This window comes from Vibrio sp. 10N.239.312.D08, assembly GCF_041466145.1.
Lineage (GTDB): Bacteria > Pseudomonadota > Gammaproteobacteria > Enterobacterales > Vibrionaceae > Vibrio > Vibrio crassostreae_C.
Map to the genome: position 1 here is coordinate 1 of NZ_JBFSSD010000029.1, position 21,257 is coordinate 21,257.

Annotated in this window: 20 protein-coding genes; 5 read left to right on the forward strand and 15 right to left on the reverse strand. The window is 44.0% G+C overall.

Translation table 11 applies throughout. The features are described from left to right. Nucleotides 1-115: 115 nt before the first annotated feature. The 4 genes from ttcA to AB6D58_RS15545 all read right to left on the reverse strand — a co-directional run bounded on the left by ttcA (nucleotide 116) and on the right by AB6D58_RS15545 (nucleotide 3,772). Entirely contained in the window at nucleotides 116-1,009 is an 894-nt protein-coding gene (gene ttcA / locus AB6D58_RS15530; RefSeq protein ID WP_017059635.1) for a tRNA 2-thiocytidine(32) synthetase TtcA, read from the reverse strand. A gap of 320 nt (nucleotides 1,010-1,329) precedes the next feature. After that, on the reverse strand, nucleotides 1,330-1,980 hold the full coding sequence (locus tag AB6D58_RS15535; RefSeq protein WP_136982679.1) for a DUF2987 domain-containing protein: 651 nt from the start codon (nucleotides 1,978-1,980) through the stop codon (nucleotides 1,330-1,332). A gap of 123 nt (nucleotides 1,981-2,103) precedes the next feature. Next, a complete protein-coding gene (locus AB6D58_RS15540; protein WP_136982678.1) occupies nucleotides 2,104-2,952 on the reverse strand; it encodes a glucosaminidase domain-containing protein in 849 nt (282 codons plus the stop codon). After that, the gene (locus tag AB6D58_RS15545) at nucleotides 2,945-3,772 is read right to left on the reverse strand and encodes a hypothetical protein (protein ID WP_136982677.1); all 828 of its coding nucleotides are present in this window, start codon (nucleotides 3,770-3,772) and stop codon (nucleotides 2,945-2,947) included. Before AB6D58_RS15545 ends, AB6D58_RS15540 begins: the two co-directional genes overlap by 8 nt. A 329-nt stretch (nucleotides 3,773-4,101) precedes the next feature. Here AB6D58_RS15545 and potA point away from each other — a divergent pair, with 329 nt between their 5' ends. The 5 genes from potA (at nucleotide 4,102) to AB6D58_RS15570 (ending at nucleotide 9,259) form a co-directional block, all read left to right on the forward strand. Further along, nucleotides 4,102-5,217, forward strand: a complete 1,116-nt coding sequence (gene potA, locus AB6D58_RS15550) for a spermidine/putrescine ABC transporter ATP-binding protein PotA (protein WP_017059631.1) — start codon at nucleotides 4,102-4,104, stop codon at nucleotides 5,215-5,217. Next, on the forward strand, nucleotides 5,201-6,058 hold the full coding sequence (gene potB, locus AB6D58_RS15555) for a spermidine/putrescine ABC transporter permease PotB (protein WP_017059630.1): 858 nt from the start codon (nucleotides 5,201-5,203) through the stop codon (nucleotides 6,056-6,058). The genes potA and potB overlap by 17 nt, the downstream gene beginning before the upstream one ends. Next, a complete protein-coding gene (potC, locus tag AB6D58_RS15560) occupies nucleotides 6,058-6,828 on the forward strand; it encodes a spermidine/putrescine ABC transporter permease PotC (protein WP_004733706.1) in 771 nt (256 codons plus the stop codon). The genes potB and potC overlap by 1 nt, the downstream gene beginning before the upstream one ends. Nucleotides 6,829-6,976: 148 nt before the next feature. Further along, nucleotides 6,977-8,011: an extracellular solute-binding protein gene (locus tag AB6D58_RS15565; protein ID WP_017059628.1), complete on the forward strand. Its 1,035-nt coding sequence runs from the start codon at nucleotides 6,977-6,979 to the stop codon at nucleotides 8,009-8,011. Nucleotides 8,012-8,221: 210 nt separating this feature from the next. Further along, entirely contained in the window at nucleotides 8,222-9,259 is a 1,038-nt protein-coding gene (locus AB6D58_RS15570; protein WP_017059627.1) for an extracellular solute-binding protein, read from the forward strand. Nucleotides 9,260-9,353: 94 nt separating this feature from the next. On the opposite strand, the gene cobB is transcribed toward AB6D58_RS15570, so the two are convergent. The 11 genes from cobB to AB6D58_RS15625 all read right to left on the reverse strand — a co-directional run bounded on the left by cobB (nucleotide 9,354) and on the right by AB6D58_RS15625 (nucleotide 20,946). After that, nucleotides 9,354-10,088 carry a Sir2 family NAD+-dependent deacetylase gene (gene cobB / locus AB6D58_RS15575; RefSeq protein WP_017063867.1) on the reverse strand — a complete coding sequence of 245 codons (735 nt, stop codon included), beginning with the start codon at nucleotides 10,086-10,088 and terminating at the stop codon, nucleotides 9,354-9,356. Nucleotides 10,089-10,344: 256 nt separating this feature from the next. After that, nucleotides 10,345-11,565, reverse strand: coding sequence for an ammonium transporter (locus AB6D58_RS15580; protein ID WP_136982676.1), 1,221 nt, complete (start codon nucleotides 11,563-11,565; stop codon nucleotides 10,345-10,347). A 376-nt stretch (nucleotides 11,566-11,941) separates the two neighbouring features. Continuing rightward, the gene (locus AB6D58_RS15585) at nucleotides 11,942-12,358 is read right to left on the reverse strand and encodes a hypothetical protein (RefSeq protein ID WP_017112083.1); all 417 of its coding nucleotides are present in this window, start codon (nucleotides 12,356-12,358) and stop codon (nucleotides 11,942-11,944) included. Then, nucleotides 12,342-13,415 (reverse strand): formate dehydrogenase subunit gamma, encoded by a 1,074-nt coding sequence (locus AB6D58_RS15590; RefSeq protein WP_017068194.1) that lies wholly within the window; start codon nucleotides 13,413-13,415, stop codon nucleotides 12,342-12,344. The genes AB6D58_RS15585 and AB6D58_RS15590 overlap by 17 nt, the downstream gene beginning before the upstream one ends. 13 nt (nucleotides 13,416-13,428) lie before the next feature. Then, nucleotides 13,429-14,037: a formate dehydrogenase FDH3 subunit beta gene (fdh3B, locus tag AB6D58_RS15595; protein WP_004742271.1), complete on the reverse strand. Its 609-nt coding sequence runs from the start codon at nucleotides 14,035-14,037 to the stop codon at nucleotides 13,429-13,431. 11 nt (nucleotides 14,038-14,048) lie between these two features. Beyond that, nucleotides 14,049-16,904 carry a formate dehydrogenase subunit alpha gene (locus AB6D58_RS15600; protein WP_136982675.1) on the reverse strand — a complete coding sequence of 952 codons (2,856 nt, stop codon included), beginning with the start codon at nucleotides 16,902-16,904 and terminating at the stop codon, nucleotides 14,049-14,051. A 10-nt stretch (nucleotides 16,905-16,914) separates the two neighbouring features. Beyond that, entirely contained in the window at nucleotides 16,915-17,115 is a 201-nt protein-coding gene (locus AB6D58_RS15605; RefSeq protein WP_008217926.1) for a twin-arginine translocation signal domain-containing protein, read from the reverse strand. Between the two features lie 78 nt (nucleotides 17,116-17,193). After that, the gene (locus AB6D58_RS15610) at nucleotides 17,194-17,832 is read right to left on the reverse strand and encodes a molecular chaperone (RefSeq protein WP_017059621.1); all 639 of its coding nucleotides are present in this window, start codon (nucleotides 17,830-17,832) and stop codon (nucleotides 17,194-17,196) included. Nucleotides 17,833-17,841: 9 nt separating this feature from the next. Beyond that, nucleotides 17,842-19,509: a 4Fe-4S dicluster domain-containing protein gene (locus AB6D58_RS15615; protein WP_102320203.1), complete on the reverse strand. Its 1,668-nt coding sequence runs from the start codon at nucleotides 19,507-19,509 to the stop codon at nucleotides 17,842-17,844. 299 nt (nucleotides 19,510-19,808) lie between these two features. Beyond that, a complete protein-coding gene (locus AB6D58_RS15620; RefSeq protein ID WP_372157732.1) occupies nucleotides 19,809-20,492 on the reverse strand; it encodes a DUF3306 domain-containing protein in 684 nt (227 codons plus the stop codon). Then, nucleotides 20,482-20,946: a DUF3305 domain-containing protein gene (locus tag AB6D58_RS15625; protein ID WP_017063872.1), complete on the reverse strand. Its 465-nt coding sequence runs from the start codon at nucleotides 20,944-20,946 to the stop codon at nucleotides 20,482-20,484. The genes AB6D58_RS15620 and AB6D58_RS15625 overlap by 11 nt, the downstream gene beginning before the upstream one ends. Nucleotides 20,947-21,257 lie beyond the last annotated feature (311 nt).

Below are 21,257 nucleotides of genomic sequence, written 5' to 3' on the forward strand. Positions count from 1 at the left end.
GCTTGTACGGTGGTGTGAGAGGACGGAGGCCGTGAGGCCTCCTCCTACTCGATTATCTAGAGCAACGCCATTCCAAACACAGAATGGCAAACATCATCTTTATCCAATCTAATGGTTAAACATTCGTTACGTCGATGAACATTGACTCATCAATGTTAGATGATGAGATTTCAGCTTCTTCGAATTCGTATGCTTTGCGGTCTTCACTACGGTCCAGTGGAAGGTTCACGAAGTCAAACAGCTCGCGGTCAGCCAGTTGGCTTGGACTTACGTTCTGGATTGATTTGAAGATCTTCTCAACACGACCGGGCGTTTTCTTATCCCAATCAATTAGCATCGCTTTAATGTTCTGACGCTGTAGGTTCTCTTGAGAGCCACATAGGTTACAAGGAATGATTGGGAACTCTTTGTGTTCAGCGTATTTGATTAGGTCCGTTTCACGACAATAAGTCAGTGGACGAATAACAACGTTACGACCATCATCTGAACGAAGCTTTGGTGGCATAGCCTTTAGGCGCGCACCGTGGAACATGTTTAGGAACATGGTTTCAACGATGTCGTCTAGGTGGTGACCCAGTGCGATCTTAGTTGCGCCAATCTTCTCTGCGAATGAGTACAAAGTACCACGACGAAGACGAGAACATAGACCACACGTCGTCTTGCCTTCTGGCACTTTCTCTTTAACCACTGAATACGTGTCTTTATCTACGATGTAGTAAGGAATGTTCAGCGTTTCAAAGTACTCAGGAAGAATGTGTTCAGGGAACCCAGGTTGTTTTTGATCTAGGTTTACTGCCACAACATCAAATTTGATCGGTGCTGCTTCACGTAAACGTAGCAAAATGTCTAGCATCGCAAATGAATCTTTACCGCCACTAATACATGCCATTACTACGTCATTCTCTTCGATCATGTTGTAGTCGATGATGGCATTTCCAACATTTCTTCTCAGACGTTTCTGAAGTTTGTTGAATTCAAGTGTTTCTTTTCTATTATCGTTTTGGTTCATTGCGACTCTCACACCGTCGTATTACCGACTGTAGATTGCTAGTGGGACTGTTTTAGGGCGTGGATTATACGGATTTTTATTTAATGTTGAAATAGTAACGGCAGGATAAACAAGCTGAGTAATAGAAAGATTCTGCTTTTATTGTTCGATAAGCTCCCTAGCTGGTGGAGAAACGCGGCTTCACATGCTCTCGGTTGGTATCGCAGATAAAGAAAAGCAGCCTGATCTTATTCGATGAGGCTGCTTTAAGATATGTCGCAAAAACTTAGGGGAATGATTTCGCTAAGCTTTTACTTCACTAACAATGATTCCGTTAAAAATTATTGCGCGGGAATGTACGGCAATACGCGAACTGTTGGTTCTGGTAACGTGATGCTGTCACTTCCATTTAGTTCTTCTAAGGTGAATTTCGCTCGCCCTTCTTTGATTGGTAGTTGCTTACCATTTGAAAGCTCGATGTTACCTTCCAGCTTATTAGCGAATTCCAGCGTTAACCCTTGGATATCTGGCGTGAACCAACCAGAGAACATGCCGCTGACGTCTTCAAGCATCGCCTGCATCTGTGGCAATAGGTTTTCTATTTGTGCAACTTCTACCGTGCCAGCTAAAGGCTCTTGAGTCATCACAACCAAAGAGTACGCACACTCTTGTTCTTGTGTTTGTACAAAGATAAGAGGATTCGCCGAGCGTAGGTTTTTATCTACCGGTAGAAGCAGTTCATTGGCTGGAGAGACTTTTAGCTCTTCGTAATGTTCTTCTTTTTCCATCCAAGCTTTGCTGATGTGGCAGGTTTGCTGAGCTTGTTGATCAACAAAGAAGACCGCAACTTTGACATCATCATGCCCTTCTTTGGTGTTGTTTTTCAGCTGAGTATAAAGCTTAGAATACGTGAACATGTATTCTTGCGCTGAAGCAGGAAGAGAAACCCCAAGGCTTAATGAGGCTAATAAAGCGAGTGCTATCTTTTTCATTATTATAATCTTGTCGAAGTTGAGCGTTTATAAATAAAAAGAGCAGCCATTGAGCTGCTCTTTTTGTGGCATTACTTGGTATAAGCCGACTATCGAAGGCAACCAAGTTGGTATCAAAATGAGTTACTTTTTCCAGTATACCTCGTTGTGACGGATCATAGCTTGTAAATCAGTCACATAGTCGGAACCTCGCTCAGAATATTTTAACAAGCCATTGGTGAGCTCTGTCGCCGTTGAGGTTGTTAAAAGATCATCACCTTGGGCAGCAAGTTTTGCACGAATCGCTCTTAGATCGGCGTAAGCACGATTACGATTAAGGTTCATGAAGTAACGATGTACGGATTCTTGGCTTGAAGAGAATGTGGCGACTTCATGCGAGCTACCTTCGTTACGTTGTAGCGGAACAAGGCCACAACCTTTGGTGTAACACCAGTGTCCGAAATAGTTGTTGGCTTTAGTAGCGAAACGTGACGTTCCCCAAGCTGACTCATTCGCAGCTTGTGTCAGTACAAGCGCCTCTGGCAGCACATTCACGCGGTTAAGCATCTCTGTCAGCCATGCCTGATCCAAACCTTCACTAGGCACTGGCAAGCTGTATAACTTCCCTAACCTTTTTGCATAAGACGCGTCTTCAGAATCAATACTGCTTAAACCAGACTCAGAGAGCTTAGTTAAAAACGCGCGCTCTTTGGTGATACGCTTGTTTTCAATATTGATGCTTGGACGTAGGAACGAAAAGAACGTGTCCTTTTTCTCATTCACATCTTCGATGGCCGCAAAGTTTGGTGTGCTCGAAGAAACCGTCAAGTCACCAAACTGGTCAGCTGAATTGGAGGTCTGTTCTGTCGTACGTCGACGCTCTTCTTCTTGGTAAATATAAGGACCAATCAGTGAAATAGAGCCAACAAGAGCTAGTGCGGTCACTTTAAGCGCAAGTGATTTACTTGTGCCTGCCTGTGTGTCTTTATGCATCGAACACCTGTGGATTTTTGTTATTGTCGTCGTTATTGCTGTCGTTGTTATCGTCATCGCTCTTTGGACGAACTGAAGCAATCAGTTTCAACTTGATGCCAAACATCTCACGGTAAAGAATACCTTTCACGTGGAAGAAGAACGGAAGAACGAAGATTAAGCCAATGCCGTACATCATCGCAGCCACGATGAACATCAACATAACCATTAGGTAAATAGACGCGACTACAAATATCTTCTTGTTTACCGCTCTTAATGAAAGCAGCAGCGATTGCATTGGCGGCACTTTCTTATCACAAATCAGAAGAATTGAATGGCTGAACGCCAGTGAGAAGTAGATAGACAAGAACGGCAGAATCATACCTGCGATGCCTTGAAGCATTAGGCTAAACAAAGTCACTAGAATCACCGGAACCGTAAACTGCAAACCTTTACCGATGTGGCGTACTTTGGTTTGTAGGCCAGCTGCGTGGCTCATTGCCATTAAACAAATACCGGCATAGATAGGCGCGCTGATCACTTCATAGCTAAAGTTCGCAATAAAAATCGATTCAACGATTTGTGGCGTAAACGACTCTGGGTCGATAACCGCATCCAAGATAACCGCAGGATCACCAAGCTGTAGTTTTAGTGCGATATAAAAGATAGCGAGCTGGACAAACATCAAAGCAATAATCGCTGGGGAAAACGAAAGAAAGTGACTTATTGTATGTTTCCAAGCTTCTTGGAATACAGCCGTTGCTTTGAGCTCATAATCGCCAGAAAGTGCACGGTTGATACTACCGCCCAAATTAAAATCTTTTTCGATGTCGTTGTTCATATTGATACCTAGGTGTGCCGATTAAGCGAAGCCACCTAACTTATTGATAAAAAATTACCTTCATTATACTCATATGTCGGATACAAACTAAAATATGAATCTGTAACAAGGCTTGCTTTTGCGTCTTAATGGTTAATAATTAGACACTTGTTAGGGTGTAAACCCAGTAAATAACAGTATGGTAAAGGATGTTTACTTTTACCTGCGAAATTTTTTATCTTCGAAAGGTAAAAAATGCTTTGAATTCACGTTTTTGGTGATTATGATGCGCGCCTTAAAGGTGTATAGCAACAGGTCTCAAATAGAACCAAGGTGGAGAAAAACAGACGTTGAACGCTAAAAAATCAGTAGGAAAGCCAGTAGTACAGCTAACTGGCATCAGTAAAAGTTTCGATGGTAAGGAAGTCATCGGCAATCTGGATTTAAACGTAAATCATGGTGAGTTTCTCACGATTTTAGGCCCATCAGGTTGTGGTAAAACAACCGTGCTAAGAATGATTGCGGGTTTTGAAACGGCAGATAGTGGTCAAATACTATTAGCTGAACAAAACGTAACCCAAGTTCCTGCTGAACAAAGGCATGTAAACACTGTATTCCAAAGCTATGCCCTATTCCCGCATATGACCGTTTTCGACAATGTGGCATTTGGCTTACGCATGCAGAAAGTTCCAAACAGCGAGATTGAACCTCGTGTAATGGATGCTTTGAAAATGGTGCGTCTAGAACAAATGGCACAACGAAAGCCACACCAGCTATCTGGTGGCCAACAGCAACGTATCGCAATCGCTCGTGCTGTCGTTAATAAGCCTAAAGTTCTTTTGTTGGATGAATCTCTATCTGCTCTGGATTACAAACTACGTAAACAGATGCAAATTGAGCTGAAACAATTACAACGCCAACTTGGTATTACGTTCATTTTTGTAACGCATGACCAAGAAGAAGCGCTGTCTATGTCTGACCGTATTATTGTTATGCGTGATGGCGTGATTGAACAAGACGGAACGCCAAGAGAGATCTACGAAGAGCCTAAGAACCTATTTGTAGCGCGTTTCATTGGTGAAATTAACGTATTCGAAGCGACAGCGAAATCTCGTCAAGATGAAAAACGCATTGTTGCGACAATCGAAGGTGAAGAGTCCATTATCTATCACGATAAAGACGTCACACCGGGTCAAAAACTGCAAGTATTGCTTCGCCCTGAAGATCTTCGTATCGAAGAAATCAAAGAGTCTGAGCAACGCGGTATTGTTGGCCACATTGTCGAGCGAACCTATAAAGGCATGACATTAGATTCAGTTGTAGAACTTGAATCTGGTATGCGTGTCATGGTTAGCGAATTCTTCAACGAAGATGACCCTGATGTTGATCACTCACTGGGCCAAAAAGTTGCAGTAACTTGGGTTGAGAGCTGGGAAGTGGTATTAGAAGATGAGCAAGAAGTTTAATTTACAAAACGCAATTGTTGCTTTAATCACAGGTTGGTTAGTGCTGTTCGTGATGATTCCAAACATCATGATCATCGGTACTAGCTTCTTAACTCGTGATGAAGCGAACTTGATCGAGATGACCTTCACCCTCGATAACTACGTGCGTTTGGCTGACCCGCTGTATTTTAAAGTGTTGATGCACTCTTTCTATATGGCAATTGTCGCAACCCTACTTTGTTTAATTATTGGTTACCCGTTCGCTTACATCGTGGCAAAAATGCCTGCGAAGTGGCGTCCAATCATGTTGTTCCTAGTGATTGTCCCATTTTGGACTAACTCTTTGATTCGTACTTATGGATTGAAGATTGTACTGGGTACGCAAGGTGTCTTGAACAAAAGTTTGTTAGCGCTAGATATCATTGATAAACCGCTACGTATCATGTACTCAGAAACCGCAGTAATGATCGGTTTAGTGTACATCCTACTTCCGTTTATGATTCTGCCGCTGTATTCAGCGATTGAAAAACTGGACGATACGTACTTAGAAGCGGCTAAAGATTTAGGTGCGAACAAACTGCAAACGCTATTGAAAGTTGTACTACCACTAACAATGCCGGGCATTATTGGCGGCTGTTTATTAGTACTACTGCCAGCGTTAGGTATGTTCTACATCTCTGACTTATTAGGCGGAGCTAAGAACCTATTGATTGGTAACGTGATTAAGAGCCAAGTGCTCAACGCTCGAGACTGGCCGTTTGGTGCAGCGACGAGTATCGCACTGACTATGGCAATGGCTGTGATGCTGTATGCCTACTACCGAGCAGGTAAGCTATTGAACAAGAAAGTGGAGCTAGACTAATGGGGCGCACAGTTAAGTTCAGCTTTATGGCGCTGGTATACGCCTTTTTATACCTACCTATTATCGTATTGATCGCTAACTCGTTTAATGCCAATAAGTTTGGTATGAAGTGGGGTGGCTTCACCACTAAATGGTATGACGCGCTTATTAACAACGACAGCCTAATGCAGGCTGCGTGGCACTCGATCAACGTAGCGGTGTTCTCTGCAACAGCCGCAACGATTGTCGGGAGCCTTACAGCAGTAGCCCTATTCCGTTACCAATTCAAAGGTAAAGGCATCGTAAATGGCATGCTGTTCATCGTAATGATGTCTCCGGATATTGTAATGGCGATTTCGCTTCTTGCGCTATTCTTGGTAATGGGTGTGCAACTTGGGTTCTTTACCCTACTTGCTGCTCACATTACCTTCTGTCTACCGTTCGTTGTGGTAACGGTTTACAGTCGCTTGAATGGTTTTGATGTGAAGATGCTAGAAGCCGCAAAAGACTTAGGTGCAAGTGAATGGACGATTCTAAAACAGATCATTCTACCTCTTGCTAAGCCAGCGGTTGCTGCGGGTTGGTTATTGAGCTTCACTCTGTCTTTGGACGATGTGATCATTAGCTCTTTCGTAACCGGCCCAACGTATGAAATCTTACCACTGAAGATTTACTCAATGGTTAAAGTGGGTATCTCTCCTGAGGTAAACGCCCTAGCAACAGTGATGTTAGTGGTGTCGTTAATACTGGTGATCATTTCTCAGTTATTAGCGAGAGAAAAAATCAAGTAAGTCTCCTACTCTATACAGAGACTGGCTTGATTAAGAAGTTAAGAGACTTCAAGTTCAATAAAGTGTTAATCATAAACAGAATGGTAAATTGCCATTCTGTTTTTCTATCTACTGCCTTCGGGCAACGTTTAGTTTGGAGCTAACGTCAATGAAAAAATGGGCTACTCTATTAGCTGGTAGTGCATGTGCGCTTTCAATGTTATCTGCACCATCATTTGCAAAAGATAACAAAGAATTGGTATTCATGAATTGGGGACCTTACATCAACAGTGAGATTCTAGAACAGTTCACTGATGAAACTGGTATCAAGGTGATCTACTCGACTTACGAGTCGAACGAAACCCTGTACGCAAAGCTAAAAACACACAACAAAGGCTATGACCTAGTTGTGCCGTCGACTTACTTCGTATCTAAGATGCGTGACGAAGGTATGCTACAAAAGATCGACAAAACTAAGCTGAACAACTTCAAGAATCTAGATACTAACTATCTAGATAAGCCGTACGACCCAAGCAACGACTACTCTATTCCACACGTAGTTGCGATCACAGGTCTTGCTGTTAACACTGACATGTACGATCCAGAAGATTTCCAAAGCTGGGCTGATCTATGGAAGCCAGAGCTTGAAGGTCAACTGATGATGATGGACGACACTCGTGAAGTGTTCCACATCGCACTGCGTAAGTTAGGTTACTCTGGTAACACAACCAACGAAAAAGAGATCGACGAAGCGTACGCTGAGCTACAAAAGCTTATGCCAAACGTTCTAGTATTTAACTCAGACAACCCAGGCGCGCCTTACATGTCTGGTGAAGTGGGTCTTGGTATGCTGTGGAACGGTTCTGCTGCTGCAGCGCAAAACGAAGGTCTACCAATCAAACTGGTTTTCCCTAAAGAAGGCGGTATCGGTTGGGTTGATAACTTTGCGATTAGCTCTGGTGCGGTAAACGTAGAAGCAGCTCATAAGATGATTGATTTCCTACTTCGCCCTGAAATTGCTGAGCAAATTTCTCGTGACACAGGCTACCTAACGGCCGTTAAAGCGTCTAACGAGAAGTTCAAAGATAGCCCTGCGCTATTCCCATCGCAAGAAGACCTTGATCGTGTTGAATGGCAAGCTGCGGTTGGCGATAAGACAGTGAAGTACGAAGATTACTTCATGAAACTTAAAGCAGGTCAGTAATTTAGCTTATTATCTAACTGTGGCTAAGTAACCAGTTTACTTAACAGGTCAACGTAGATAATCAATAAGTTAAAAATAAGAATATCAATGAATAGGCAGCTTAGGCTGCCTATTTTATTATATCGCTGCTATAATATAGCGCGATTTTTCGAAATCCTTTACCTTGGGTTCACTACCCAGCTCCAAATCAAACAAATGAACGGAACAGTAATGAAAAAAACACTGTATACCGGCGCATTGTGTGCTGCTACTTTACTTTCTACACCCTCTTTCGCAGCTGACCAAGAACTGTATTTTTACAACTGGTCTGAATATATTCCAAATGAAGTACTAGAAGACTTCACAGAAGAGACGGGCATTAAAGTCTACTACTCAACTTATGAGTCTAACGAAAGCATGTACGCTAAGTTAAAAACTCAAGGTACGGGTTACGACTTAGTGGTTCCTTCTACTTACTTCGTTTCTAAGATGCGTAAAGAAGGCATGCTTCAAGAGCTTGATAAAACCAAGCTAAGCCACTTTGCAGATTTGGATCCAAATTACTTAGATAAGCCATTTGACCCAAATAACAACTACTCAATCCCATACATCTGGGGTGCGACGGGTATTGGTATCAACTCAGACATGCTAGACAAGTCTTCAGTTAAAAACTGGGGCGATCTGTGGGATACGCAGTGGGAAGGTCAACTGATGATGATGGATGACTCTCGTGAGGTTTTCCATATCGCTCTATCTAAACTGGGCTACTCTCCAAACACGACTAACCCTGAAGAAATCAAAGAAGCCTACGAAGAACTTCGTAAGCTAATGCCAAACGTATTGGTATTTAACTCAGATTTCCCAGCGAACCCTTACCTAGCAGGTGAAGTGTCTCTTGGTATGCTTTGGAATGGTTCTGCTTACATGGCACGCCAAGAAGGCGCAACGATTGACATTATCTGGCCAGAAAAAGGCGCTATCTTCTGGATGGACAGCCTAGCAATTCCAGCAGGCGCTAAGAACACTGAAGCGGCTCATAAGATGATCGACTTCCTTCTTCGCCCAGAGAACGCTGCGAAAATTGCTCTAGAGATCGGTTACCCGACACCAGTTAAAACCGCTTACCCTCTTCTTCCTAAAGAATTTGCTGAAGACAAGAACGTTTTCCCACCACAATCAGTGATGGATAACGGTGTGTGGCAAGATGAAGTTGGTGAAGCGAGCGTTATTTATGACGAGTACTTCCAAAAACTTAAAGTAAACAACTAAGTTATTGTTAGTTAAGAAGTTAAGTAAAAAAAGCGGCGTAAGCCGCTTTATTTTTTCAGATTCAGAAACTGATGTGTGTTATTAAAGACAAGGCTTAGGCCGTTAAAGAACCTTTCTCTGTACATAATAACTCGCCAACCAGTTTAGGCACCTCGATACTCGCCTTGCCGTAGCGCTTCTCTTCAAATTCACTTTCAACCGCACTTGGTTCGAGGTTTATCTCGATAGTATGTGCACCATGCATTTTCGCATCGTGAACAAAGCCTGCCGCTGGATAAACAACACCTGAAGTTCCGATAGAGATAAACAGATCCGCTTCTTCCAGTGCGGAATAAATGTCGCCCATTCTTAGTGGCATTTCGCCAAACCAAACAATATGTGGACGCATTTGTGCAGGGATTTGGCAGCAATGACAAAGTTCACCCGTTTCAATATCGCCTTTGTGCTCTACAACTTGATTGGATTCACTGCAACGCGCTTTTAAAAGTTCACCATGCATGTGAATAATGTTGTTGCTACCGCCTCTCTCGTGCAAATTGTCGATGTTTTGAGTAATGATGGTAACTTTGCCATCAAGCTTGTCTTCGAGCTCTCCTAGCGCCTTGTGGGCTGAATTGGGCTGAATGCTCTCACTTTGCAGGCCGTGACGACGCTTGTTATAGAAGGCTTGTACCAAGTCAGGATCTTTTGCGAACCCTTCAGGCGTCGCTACATCTTCGATTTTGTGGTTTTCCCATAGCCCGTCTTGTGCTCGGAATGTTTGTATCCCCGACTCTGCAGAGATGCCAGCGCCAGTAAGAATTACGATATTTCGATATGGGAAATGCATATAACGTCCTTTTAGATATGTCACTTTGTAACAGCTTAGCACTGTTCAAATTCCAACAATAGTTTTGGGGATTAGACCATAGTCTTAGGCAACTGAATTCATTGGCTATTTGTGACATAACTCGCTTGATAGTTGTGGTTGTTGTTACTCAAATTCTCTGTTTTGCTATCCATAGAAACAAAAAAGCGACCGAAGCCGCTTAGTTCTGTTCAACAGTTGTCTACTTGATGTGCTTTACCCCACCAAGTGAACAACGTTAGTCTTCGTTGATAGAAGAGATCTTATGGATAGAAAGATCCGCACCGTTGAATTCATCTTCTTCACTTAAGCGTAGGCCTGTTAGTTTGCTCAACACACCGTATACGATTAACGCGCCGACGAAAGCAACAACAACACCTGCGACTGTACCAATCAACTGAGAAGCAAAGCTCACGCCGCCTAGACCCCAGAAAGCTTGTTGGCCGAAGATACCAGCAGCAACGCCACCCCAGGCACCACATACGCCGTGTAGAGGCCATACACCCAGTACATCATCGATCTGTGTTTTGTTTTGCATATAAGTAAATAGGTAAACAAACAGCGCACCTGCCACACCGCCCGTCACCAAAGCGCCAAGTGGGTGCATCAAATCTGAGCCCGCACAGATAGCGACGAGACCAGCCAAAGGACCATTGTGGATGAAGCCCGGGTCATTTTTACCTGCAATTAGAGCCGCAAGAATACCGCCAACCATGGCCATGAGAGAGTTCATTGCCACGAGACCGCTGATGCCATTGATCGCTTGAGCTGACATCACGTTAAAGCCAAACCAACCCACACATAAGATCCAAGAGCCTAGTGCTAAGAATGGGATATTCGATGGTGCGAAGTTGGTGTGTTTGCCTGCACGGATTCGACCTTTACGCATCCCTAAGAAGTAAACTGCGACCAAAGCAATCCAACCACCTACGCCGTGAACCACTACCGAGCCTGCGAAGTCATGGAACACGTAACCAAACTGACCTTCTAGCCAATCTTGGAATCCAAAGTTGCCGTTCCAAATGATGCCTTCAAAAAATGGATAGATGAAACCAACCGTAAACAGTGTCGCAATCAAAATTGGATAGAAACGAGCACGCTCTGCGATACCACCAGAAACAATCGCAGGAATTGCCGCTGCGAATGTCATTAGGAAGAAGAACTTAACCAGTTCATATCCGTTGCCTTGCGAAAGTGTTTCTGCGTCTGCAAAAAAGTGTGCACCGTACGCAACCCAGTAACCGATAAAGAAGTAAGCAATGGCGGAGACACCAAAGTCGGAAAGGATCTTAACCAGCGCGTTGACTTGGTTCTTCTTTCGAACGGTACCGACTTCTAGAAATGCAAAGCCAGCGTGCATCAAGAAAACCATGATGGCGCCGAGTAATAGGAATAAAGTATCTGAACTTTGGGTAAGGGTTTGTACTGCACTATGAACTTGAGTCACCGTTTCACTCATTAAAGCATTCTCCTTCGCTTTATCTGATTTGCACTGATATCGTGCGATTCAATGTTGTAATTAATTAAAGACTCAACAGTGAACGCAAGATGCGTTCCAAGTGTGTGGTGTAATTTTCGTGCAACAGTTTTTGCTTTTAACTTACTGATTAATTGATAATAAATTTATCGGTGCACTTTCTTGGTTCTTAATGAGCGTGAAAATGGAAACAAGAATTGCACCAATTAAGGGAGTTGCACCATATTGAAGCGGTCAATACTATGCTTCATTAAGTTTCGTTGCTGATTAGAAACAAAAAGCCCAATGACCGAAATCATTGGGCTTTCAAAAGGACTATTGTGCTAGATAATTCGCTATCTAGTGAGCCGATACTCGACTACAAGTTTGGACCTGTTGTCGGGTTTTGCGGTAGGTTTTGACTTAAACGCTGCATACCTTGATACATACGAATAAACCAAACCACAATCGCAACACCACCAAACAACATGCCTACATACGGGATGTAGTAAGCGATGTCATCGATAATGTGGTTTTGATACCAGTAATCGTTCACACCAATCAACACCCCATTAGAGGTCGCAACCGTCACGATAAGCACAACAAAGAACGTCAGGTTCAAGAAGAACGAGCGAATCAAGCCGTAGTAATGAGTATCCACTACTTCACCATCTTCGCCTTTGTCTAAACGATAACCCGCGTAGATAATCGCAATCACACCAGAGATAAGACAAGTAAATGGCGTAAAGCAGCTTAGTATGTAAGCGACCCAAATACCTTTATGAGGTTTGTTCATTCTTATTCACCCCTTCCGTTTTCTCTGTTGCTGCGTTAGCGCTTTGTTCAACGCCGTTTTTCTCTTGTTCCATCACTTCTTTGTACCAAAGATCATGGTGCTCTTTAGCCCAAGTCTCATCAACTTCGCCTGTTACCATGCCTTCTAGTGCCCCTTCCATACCGAACAAGCCGATGTAGATGTGGAACACAAAGCCACAGATAAGGATCAAAGCAGCCAACATGTGGACTAGGTTTGAAAGCTCCATATCACGACGCGTTTGACCGAAGATTGGGAAGTCTAAAACCAAGCCACTGATCGCAGCCACACTACCCATTACAATCAATAGCCAGAACAGCGCTTTTTCACCCGCGTTCGAAAACTCTGCAGATGGATGAGAACCTTTATGTTTCCCAACCATACCGCCCAGTTTCATGAACCACTGTACATCGACCATCTTGAAAATAGACTTGCGCCACCACTTGATGAGAACAGCCATCAACAGCACATAGAAAATCGGGCCGATGTAGTTGTGGTATTGCTTCGCCAATAGAACGATGAAGCCCCAAAGGTCTGTTGGAATGTACGGCTTCAAGAAGTGCTTACCGTAAACCAACATCAAACCACTGAACGCCAGTGTTAAGAAGGTAAACGCCATACTCCAGTGCAATGCACGGTCTAGTCGAGACCAACGTTTGATCTTACGGCCTGTTCTTGGCGCGCTTAGCATTAGCGGGCCAATCACAACGTACATCAAAGTCACGAAAGCAATACTGCCAAAGATAGCGACGGCACCGGCTGGTGACATCCACTTCTCTTTCAATATGTACCACGTTTGACCTGGAGTACTGATCAACACACCATGCTCAGCTGATTGAGATGTGGTGTAACCTTCCTCACCGTTTCTCACTTGTCGCCAAAAATCGGCGCCAGCAAGTTGTGTGATTTCTCGTTGAGCAGAGCTCGATTGAGTTTGTGATGAGTTCGTCTCAGATGCATGACTCATAGGAGAAAGCATTGTTAGTGCTGCCAACATTGGCAGCACTACAAGGAAGAGACGCTTAAACATTGTAAGCATATGTCTCTCCTACTTAGCTCTTAGTCGCATCGTAAGAAAGGTCGTTGCCGTCTGTCCAACCTGCACCTTTCGCACCACGTTCAACAACACGCTGACGGAAAACATCAGAAACTTTCTCTGCGTCACCCGCTAGCAGTGCCTTAGTTGAACAAAGCGAAGCACACATTGGCAGTTTGCCTTCAGCAATACGGTTCGCACCGTATTTTTGACGCTCTTCCACAGAACCTGGCTCTGTTTCAGGGCCGCCAGCACAGAAGGTACATTTGTCCATCTTACCGCGCTCACCAAATGCTTCCTGTTTAGGGAATTGAGGTGCGCCAAACGGACAAGCAAACAAGCAGTAACCACAACCGATACATAGATCTTTATTGTGAAGTACGATGCCGTCTTCTGTATGTTCAAAACAGTCTGCAGGACAAACTGCCATACATGGCGCATCAGTACAGTGCATACATGCTACAGAGATAGAGTTTTCACCCGGCTCACCGTCGTTCAGTGTGACAACGCGGCGACGTTGAATACCCCATTCCAGAGCATCATCATTTTCATTCTTACATGCAGTGACACAACCGTTACATTCGATACAACGTTTGGTGTCACAAAGAAATTTCATTCTAGCCATTTTAAGACTCCTTACGCTTTACGAATATTACAAAGGGTTACTTTCGTTTCCTGCATCAACGTGACAGGGTCGTAACCGTATGTGGTTGCTGTATTGGCTGCTTCGCCAATAACGTAAGGATCAGTGCCTTCTGGGTATTTAGAACGCAAATCTTCGCCTTGGAACTTACCACCGAAGTGGAATGGGATGAATGCCAGACCCGGTTTCACACGACGTGTAACCATCGCTTTCACCTTGATACGGCCTTTCTCTGCACCCTCAACCCAAACATCATCGCCATCTTTAAAGCCAATGTCGTTTGCATCTTTAGGGTTCACTTCAACAAACATCTCTTGTTGTAGCTCTGCTAGCCAAGGATTAGAACGTGTCTCTTCACCACCACCTTCGTACTCAACCAAACGACCAGACGTAAGAATAATCGGGTATTCACCAGACTTATCTTGGTCTTGAATGGATTTGTAAAGCGTAGGAACACGGAAGATTGCTTCCTTGTCATCCCACGTTGGGTAGTCAGCAACTAGATCTCGACGTGGTGTGTAAAGTGGCTCACGGTGTAGTGGCACTCTGTCTGGGAATGTCCAAACAATCGCACGTGCTTTCGCATTACCAAATGGGATACAGCCGTGTTTAATTGCCACACGTTGGATACCACCTGAAACGTCAGTCTTCCAGTTTTTGCCTTCAGCAGCCGCTTTCTCTTCTGCAGTTAGATCATCCCACCAACCCAGTTGTTTCAGTAGTTTGTCACTGAACTCTGGGTAGCCGTCTTTGATCTCACAGCCTTTCGAGTAGCTGTCTTCTGCCAGTAGGCTTTGACCTTCAAACTCAACACCAAAACGAGTACGGAAGTTACCACCACCTTCAGCAACCGTCTTAGACGTATCGTAAAGGATGTGTGTACCCGGATGTTTCATCTCTGGTGTGCCCCAACATGGCCAAGGTAGACCGTAAGTCTCGCCATTTGCTGGACCCCCTTCTGCTTCTAGAGACGTTTTGTGGAATGTGTGCCAATTCTGTTGGTGTTCTTTCAAACGCTCAGGGCTTTGGCCTGTGTAGCCGATTGTCCACATACCTTTGTTGAATTCACGTGTAATATCTTCAATCAGTGGTTGGTTGTTCTCAACACGGATGTTTTTGAACAGCTGATCAGAGAAACCAAGCTTCTTAGAAAGCAGGTACATGATTTCGTGGTCAGGTTTAGATTCGAATAGAGGATCAACAACCTTGTCACGCCACTGTAGAGAACGGTTTGACGCCGTTACACTGCCGTAGGTTTCAAACTGAGTCGTTGCTGGTAGCAGGTAAACGCCGTCGGTACGATCATTCATTACCGCTGCAACCGTTGGGTATGGGTCAACAATAACCATCATATCCAGCTTCTGCATCGCTTTTTTCATCTCTGGACCACGAGTTTGAGAGTTCACCGCGTGACCCCAGTAGAACATGGCACGGATGTTTTCGCGTTGGCGAATCTTGTCTTTGTCTTCAAGTACGCCATCAACCCAACGAGATACAGGAATACCTGCACTGTTCATTGGTTTTTGACCGCCGTATGCGTTGTCGTCGAAACGGCCTTTCACCCAGTCAAAGTCGATATCCCAAACTTTTGACCAGTGACGCCAAGAACCTTCAGACAAGCCGTAGTAGCCTGGAAGTGTGTCTGACAGTACGCCAAGGTCAGTTGCGCCCTGTACGTTATCGTGACCACGGAAGATGTTTGCACCGCCGCCTGATTTACCGATGTTACCTAGCGCAAGCTCAAGTACACAGTAAGCGCGTGTGTTGTTGTTACCAGTCGTGTGCTGAGTACCACCCATACACCAAACGATACAACCCGGACGGTTTTCAGAAAGTAGTTTCGCGGTGTGGTATACGTCTTTTTCACTAACACCAGTTACGCGTTCAACTTCTGCTGGGTTCCACTTCGCGACTTCTTCACGGATCTCGTCCATGCCGAATACACGTTGTTTAATGAACTCTTTGTCTTCCCATTGGTTTGCAAAGACGTGCCATAACACACCCCAGATAAACGCAACGTCAGAACCTGGACGAAGAGAAACGTAGTGATCTGATTTCGCAGCAGTACGCGTACGACGAGGATCCGCAACAACGATCTTACAGTTGTTCTTCTCTTTCGCGATCAAGATGTGTTGCATCGCTACTGGGTGAGCTTCTGCTGGGTTTGAACCAATGAACAGCATCGATTTACAGTTGTGCATGTCATTGAACGAGTTTGTCATTGCACCGTAACCCCAAGTGTTCGCAACTCCGGCTACTGTGGTTGAGTGACAAATACGTGCTTGGTGGTCAACGTTGTTGGTGCCCCAAAGCGAAGCCATCTTACGGAATGCATAAGCTTGCTCGTTACTGTGTTTCGCACTACCTAGGAAGTAAACTGAATCAGGGCCAGACTCTTTACGAAGTTCTAGCGCTTTGTTACCGATCTCTTCAATCGCTTGTTCCCAAGAAAGCTTCTTCCACTTACCGCCTTCCAATTTCATTGGGTACTTAAGACGACGTTCACCGTGGCCGTGCTCACGAAGTGCTGCACCTTTCGCACAGTGTCCACCAGCGTTGAATGGGTGATCGAATGCAGGCTCTTGACCTGTCCATACGCCATTTTGAACTTCAGCGTAGATACCACAACCCACAGAACAGTGAGAACAGATAGTACGTTTCACTTCTGTTTTCGCTTCTGGATCGACTGATTTAGCCTGTGCTTTCTTCATCATACCTGGTGCAAATAGACTTGCGCCTACCACTGCGCCACCAGCAGCTAATGAAGTGTTTTTCATGAAGGCACGTCGAGACACACCTAGCTGATTGGTTTCTTTGCTCACACTATCGGAGCGTTTGACAAGTTTCATCCGTTATCTCCTAAAGTGTGTCGTAGTAATCGCGAATGTGTTGCGTCTCACGATACCCTGTCTTCTTCACGTCTTCTTTCGAAATTTCAACAGTTTCTGAAGCGGTTGCCACTTTAGTTGTACCAGCGACAACGGCACCAGCAACGGCTGCAGTCGTCAAGCCTTTGAGTAGATCCCTACGGCTTGTATTTATATCTTTATTATCTTTCATCATTGCTTCCTTACCTTACGGTAGATCTTTTTTTGGAGGCTTAATGCCCCTCTATCGATATAATCGCGTACTGCTCGATTACTCGTAATCAGTGACGTTTTTCACATCAATCTTTAATTTGTGCTTACTGCTTTTTGTATTCACGCTAAAACGCACTTGTTCTAACGTTAAGAATGCTTCACATAGTTGAGCGGCCGATTTGTAGAAGTTCGCGCTTTCTGCCCCTTCAAGCTGACGCGTGAAAGAGTTAAACCAAGGGCCAAGGTGCTTATTGAATACCGCCTGTTGCAGTGCTTCTTCTTCAGCCGTTAGCATCGCCATCACTTCACACAGTGCTGCGATATGATCTTCCGGCTCTTTCACTTGATCGTCACGCTCAATGCCTAAAAGCTCTAAGTCATGACGAATCTCTGCCAATGGTTTTTCCATCATGGCGCCAGTGCGATGCCAAGAACCAAATGGAACGACTTCTCCACGCCCAATACCGATGAACAAATCTTGATATTCGTCTTCAAGAGCTTCACGGTTTGATTCTGTTGCCGCTTGTTGAATGGCAATCCAAGCCTTTTGCATTGCGCTTTCAGACGCTTCAATATCGAGTGTTTTTAGAAAGTCGATCACCTCTTCAGAAGGTGCGCTGCGAAACAGTGCGGATAGAACCAAATAGATCTCAGTTCTTAGTGTCTGTTCTTGTGCCTGATCCAAATTCGTTTCCAAGGCTAACTCCTAGTATTTCAATTGTTTCAATGGGTCTTGAGCCATTGAATCGAACATATCCACCACACGGCAGTCTTCACACATAGCAATACGATTAATCGCTGCTTCATCTGAAAAGTGAGAGTGACCGCGTAACTTGTTCTGTAACATGTCAATCATAGACTGAGGTGCGAATGGCTTATGACAACGAATACATTCCGCTGCTTTCTCTTCATGAATTACAACAGCCTTCTGACGCTCTTCTTTAACCCAATTCATGCGAGGCGTTAGAGTCAGAACATTTTCAGGACATGCTTTTTCACACAAGCCACATTGAATACAGTCTTGTTCTACAAACTTAAGTGATGGAGACGCGCCGTCGGTATGAAGCGCACGTGTCGGACACACAGCCACACAACTCATACACAAAGTACAATCTTTGCTTTCACACGAAACGTTGCCGTAAGGTGCGTTTGACGGAAGCTCAACAATATTTTCAACAGGAATACGAGCTGAAGACATCGCATCAAGTGCTGTAAATAGACGTTGGCGCTTGTTGCCTTGAAGATCGCCAAGTGCAAGGTCGAATGAATCCACACAAAGTGTTGGAGGACCTTCACGTAGAGATTCTAAGTACAGAATATCGATGGTTTCTTTTGGAATACCGATTTGGTCTAGCAGTTCTTGTGCGATCCCTACTTCGTTATTCAGAACTCGAATGATCGTTTCTGGCATAAAGCGAGATGCGGCAAACAGAACCTGAGTTGCGCCATTAACTAAAGCTGCAAACCAAGTATCGATACCAATAGATGGCAGTTCTTCTACGACAATTGGAATCACGTTATCTGGTAGCGCTTTAAGAGCCATCACGTTGTAAGTCTCATGACGTGAGCTACAGATAAGTACGATTGGATCCAGACCACCCGCTTGCTCGTAGTTAGCTAGCGTACGTTCAATGAATTTTTGAGTATCGTCAGGGTTAGGTAATGCGTAAGAGATAGCTTCTGTCGGACAGCTCGTTGCACACGTACCCACGCCTTGACATAGGTAAGGGTTAATCTCGATCTTATGACCCGTCTTATCTGAGCCTTCACTTGAAAGTGCACCAGCAGGACAAGCATCAACACAACGCTCACAACCTTTAACACCACGAGAACTGTGTGCACATAGGTCTGTGTCCAAACGGAAGAACTTAGGCTTATCAAACGTGCCCATTAACGTAGGAATTTCTTCTAACGCTTCAGCCAGTTTTGGATAACCACGACCTACTGGGTAATAACCAGGAACAGGCACTTCTTCAGTCATGCAGCTATTCAGACATAAGTCCAAAACCACATCAAAACAGTCATGATTGATTGCTACTTTTGCAAGGTTATTGGTTCGGCCTTTGTTTTCGATTAGAACTTCGAACGTACCAAGGAACCCTGAAACCTGAACAGCATTTGCGTAGTAAAGCTCTGACTCAGTATTCGTTGCCTTCACACCATCTGTCGAAAGCAGTGTTAGGCTTGTTAACTGAGGTAATTGAGCCGCAGCACTTTCAATGATCGCAGTTGGACCAATAACAAGTGTATTACCGCCGCTTTCGTAGCTAACAGTAGGTGGAATCAGATTTGTTAACTCAACTGTATTTTCAAATGCATACAGTCTTGCTTTAGCGTTATTTGAATTTGCTTGTTCTAATAATTGTTTAAGCATTGCTCAGTTCCATCTTTGGACATGGATAATCTGTTCAACCTTTATTGTAGTAAGCGAGAGAGAACTTGCTGAGTAATCCGTTAACAACTAACCCTTTAGCCAGTGTGTCGTTCGTCAGACCGTGAACTCGTCTATCTACAAAAAAGTTGATAATGAACGTTATTTTGCAAATGCCATGCCAATTTAATATACATTATATTTCAGTGATTTAATCCTATATAACGTTTATTGTGCGTATAAAAAAACCGCTTGAGACATTTTGTCGCAAGCGGCTCATTGAGTGTTTAGTCAAAATGTACCTATTCTTTGTGTGGTATATTTTGTCCCATCTTTTTCAGGTCAGCTTCGTCTGACATTGTAGCGTCAACATCTGATACTGTATTTTTATACAGTTTATTTTCTTGTTCTGTTATTTCGTCAATTTCTGACGTTTCAAGTTCATTATCAGATACCTCAATATCGCTTTCAGAATTTTCTAAAACTTCACCTTCGTCTTTATTATCAATGATTTGCTCTTCTTCTGGCGCAGTTTCTTCTTCCGTTTTGTCTTTAACCCAATCACGCAAGGTTTCCGCAACCCCTTCAGAAAGAGACTTTAAATTACTGTAATCGTCGTCGTAATCATCTAAACCATCACGAACGTTGAACTCTTCTGAGAGGAATAATTTACGCAATGCCGCTTTTTTTACGCTTTCTGAAGCTTCTGACACCAATAATTGAGCAACAGACAAGTCTTCAGTCGTTTCTGATGCTATCTCCTGAGAGTCAATAGTTTGAGAATCGACAGCGTGTTCTGGAGACTCTTTTTCCAAAGTTCCACGTTCTAGTGACTCCGATGTTTCTGCGTCTATAGATGAAGCAGCAAACGAAGTCTTTGCGGAAGTAAGCTCAGTTTCCTCAAGCGTTTGTTGCGCTTCTATAGGTTGGTCGGTTGATTCATCAAGCTTTCGTTGAGACCAACGGCTAAAAAAGTTAGTTGCCATTTGATCGACCCGCGCCTTTACGTTTCTTACGTCTTGCTTCTAATAACTCACCATGACGACCGATGAACGCTTCCATCCAAGCTTGTACAGGTAACGGAATGTCGTATGAAAGGACTTGGTTGTCACCGTCCATGTATTGCCCTGCAACGGTTTGTGATGCTGTAAGTAACTGAATGACGGGCTTAACGCCTGAATCGACATTATCCATCACTAAGAAAAGCTTAGGTTGCTGAGAGCTTAGATTGAAGCGGTAGTCGGTACGTTCGTCTTTGTGTAACTGAAGCAAACATACGTCTGGGGTTTCATGTTCAGGTGATAATTCAAAACCGATGAGTTCCCATTGAGTTGTTACCCAAATGCCAGTTTTGATCTCTTTCTCTATTCTTTGGACACCTATTGGCCAAGCTGATTCTGTTTTTTCGTAGTGTTCTTGGAATTCTTTTATCTCAGACATACTGCACCCAATTGATTTTCTTTATTCTGATCGTACGTAGGACATTTTGTACTTCGCATAATCATATACCCTCTACAAAGCAATAAACACGCCAATACATTTTAAGTCCTGCTCCGTCTTTAGTGCGTTTGTCGTAAAGTTACCCCTATAACGTTAGTCGATCGCGCTGGTTTGAGACAGTTAGTCTCGGTGAACTCTCATATTTTGCGCTATTTTAATCGAATGCTTCATGTTTTCTCGAATAGCCGCTATTTTGGAATGAGAATTGCTAAATGCTTGAGTTAAAGCTAAGACTGACTAAGTGACAGAGA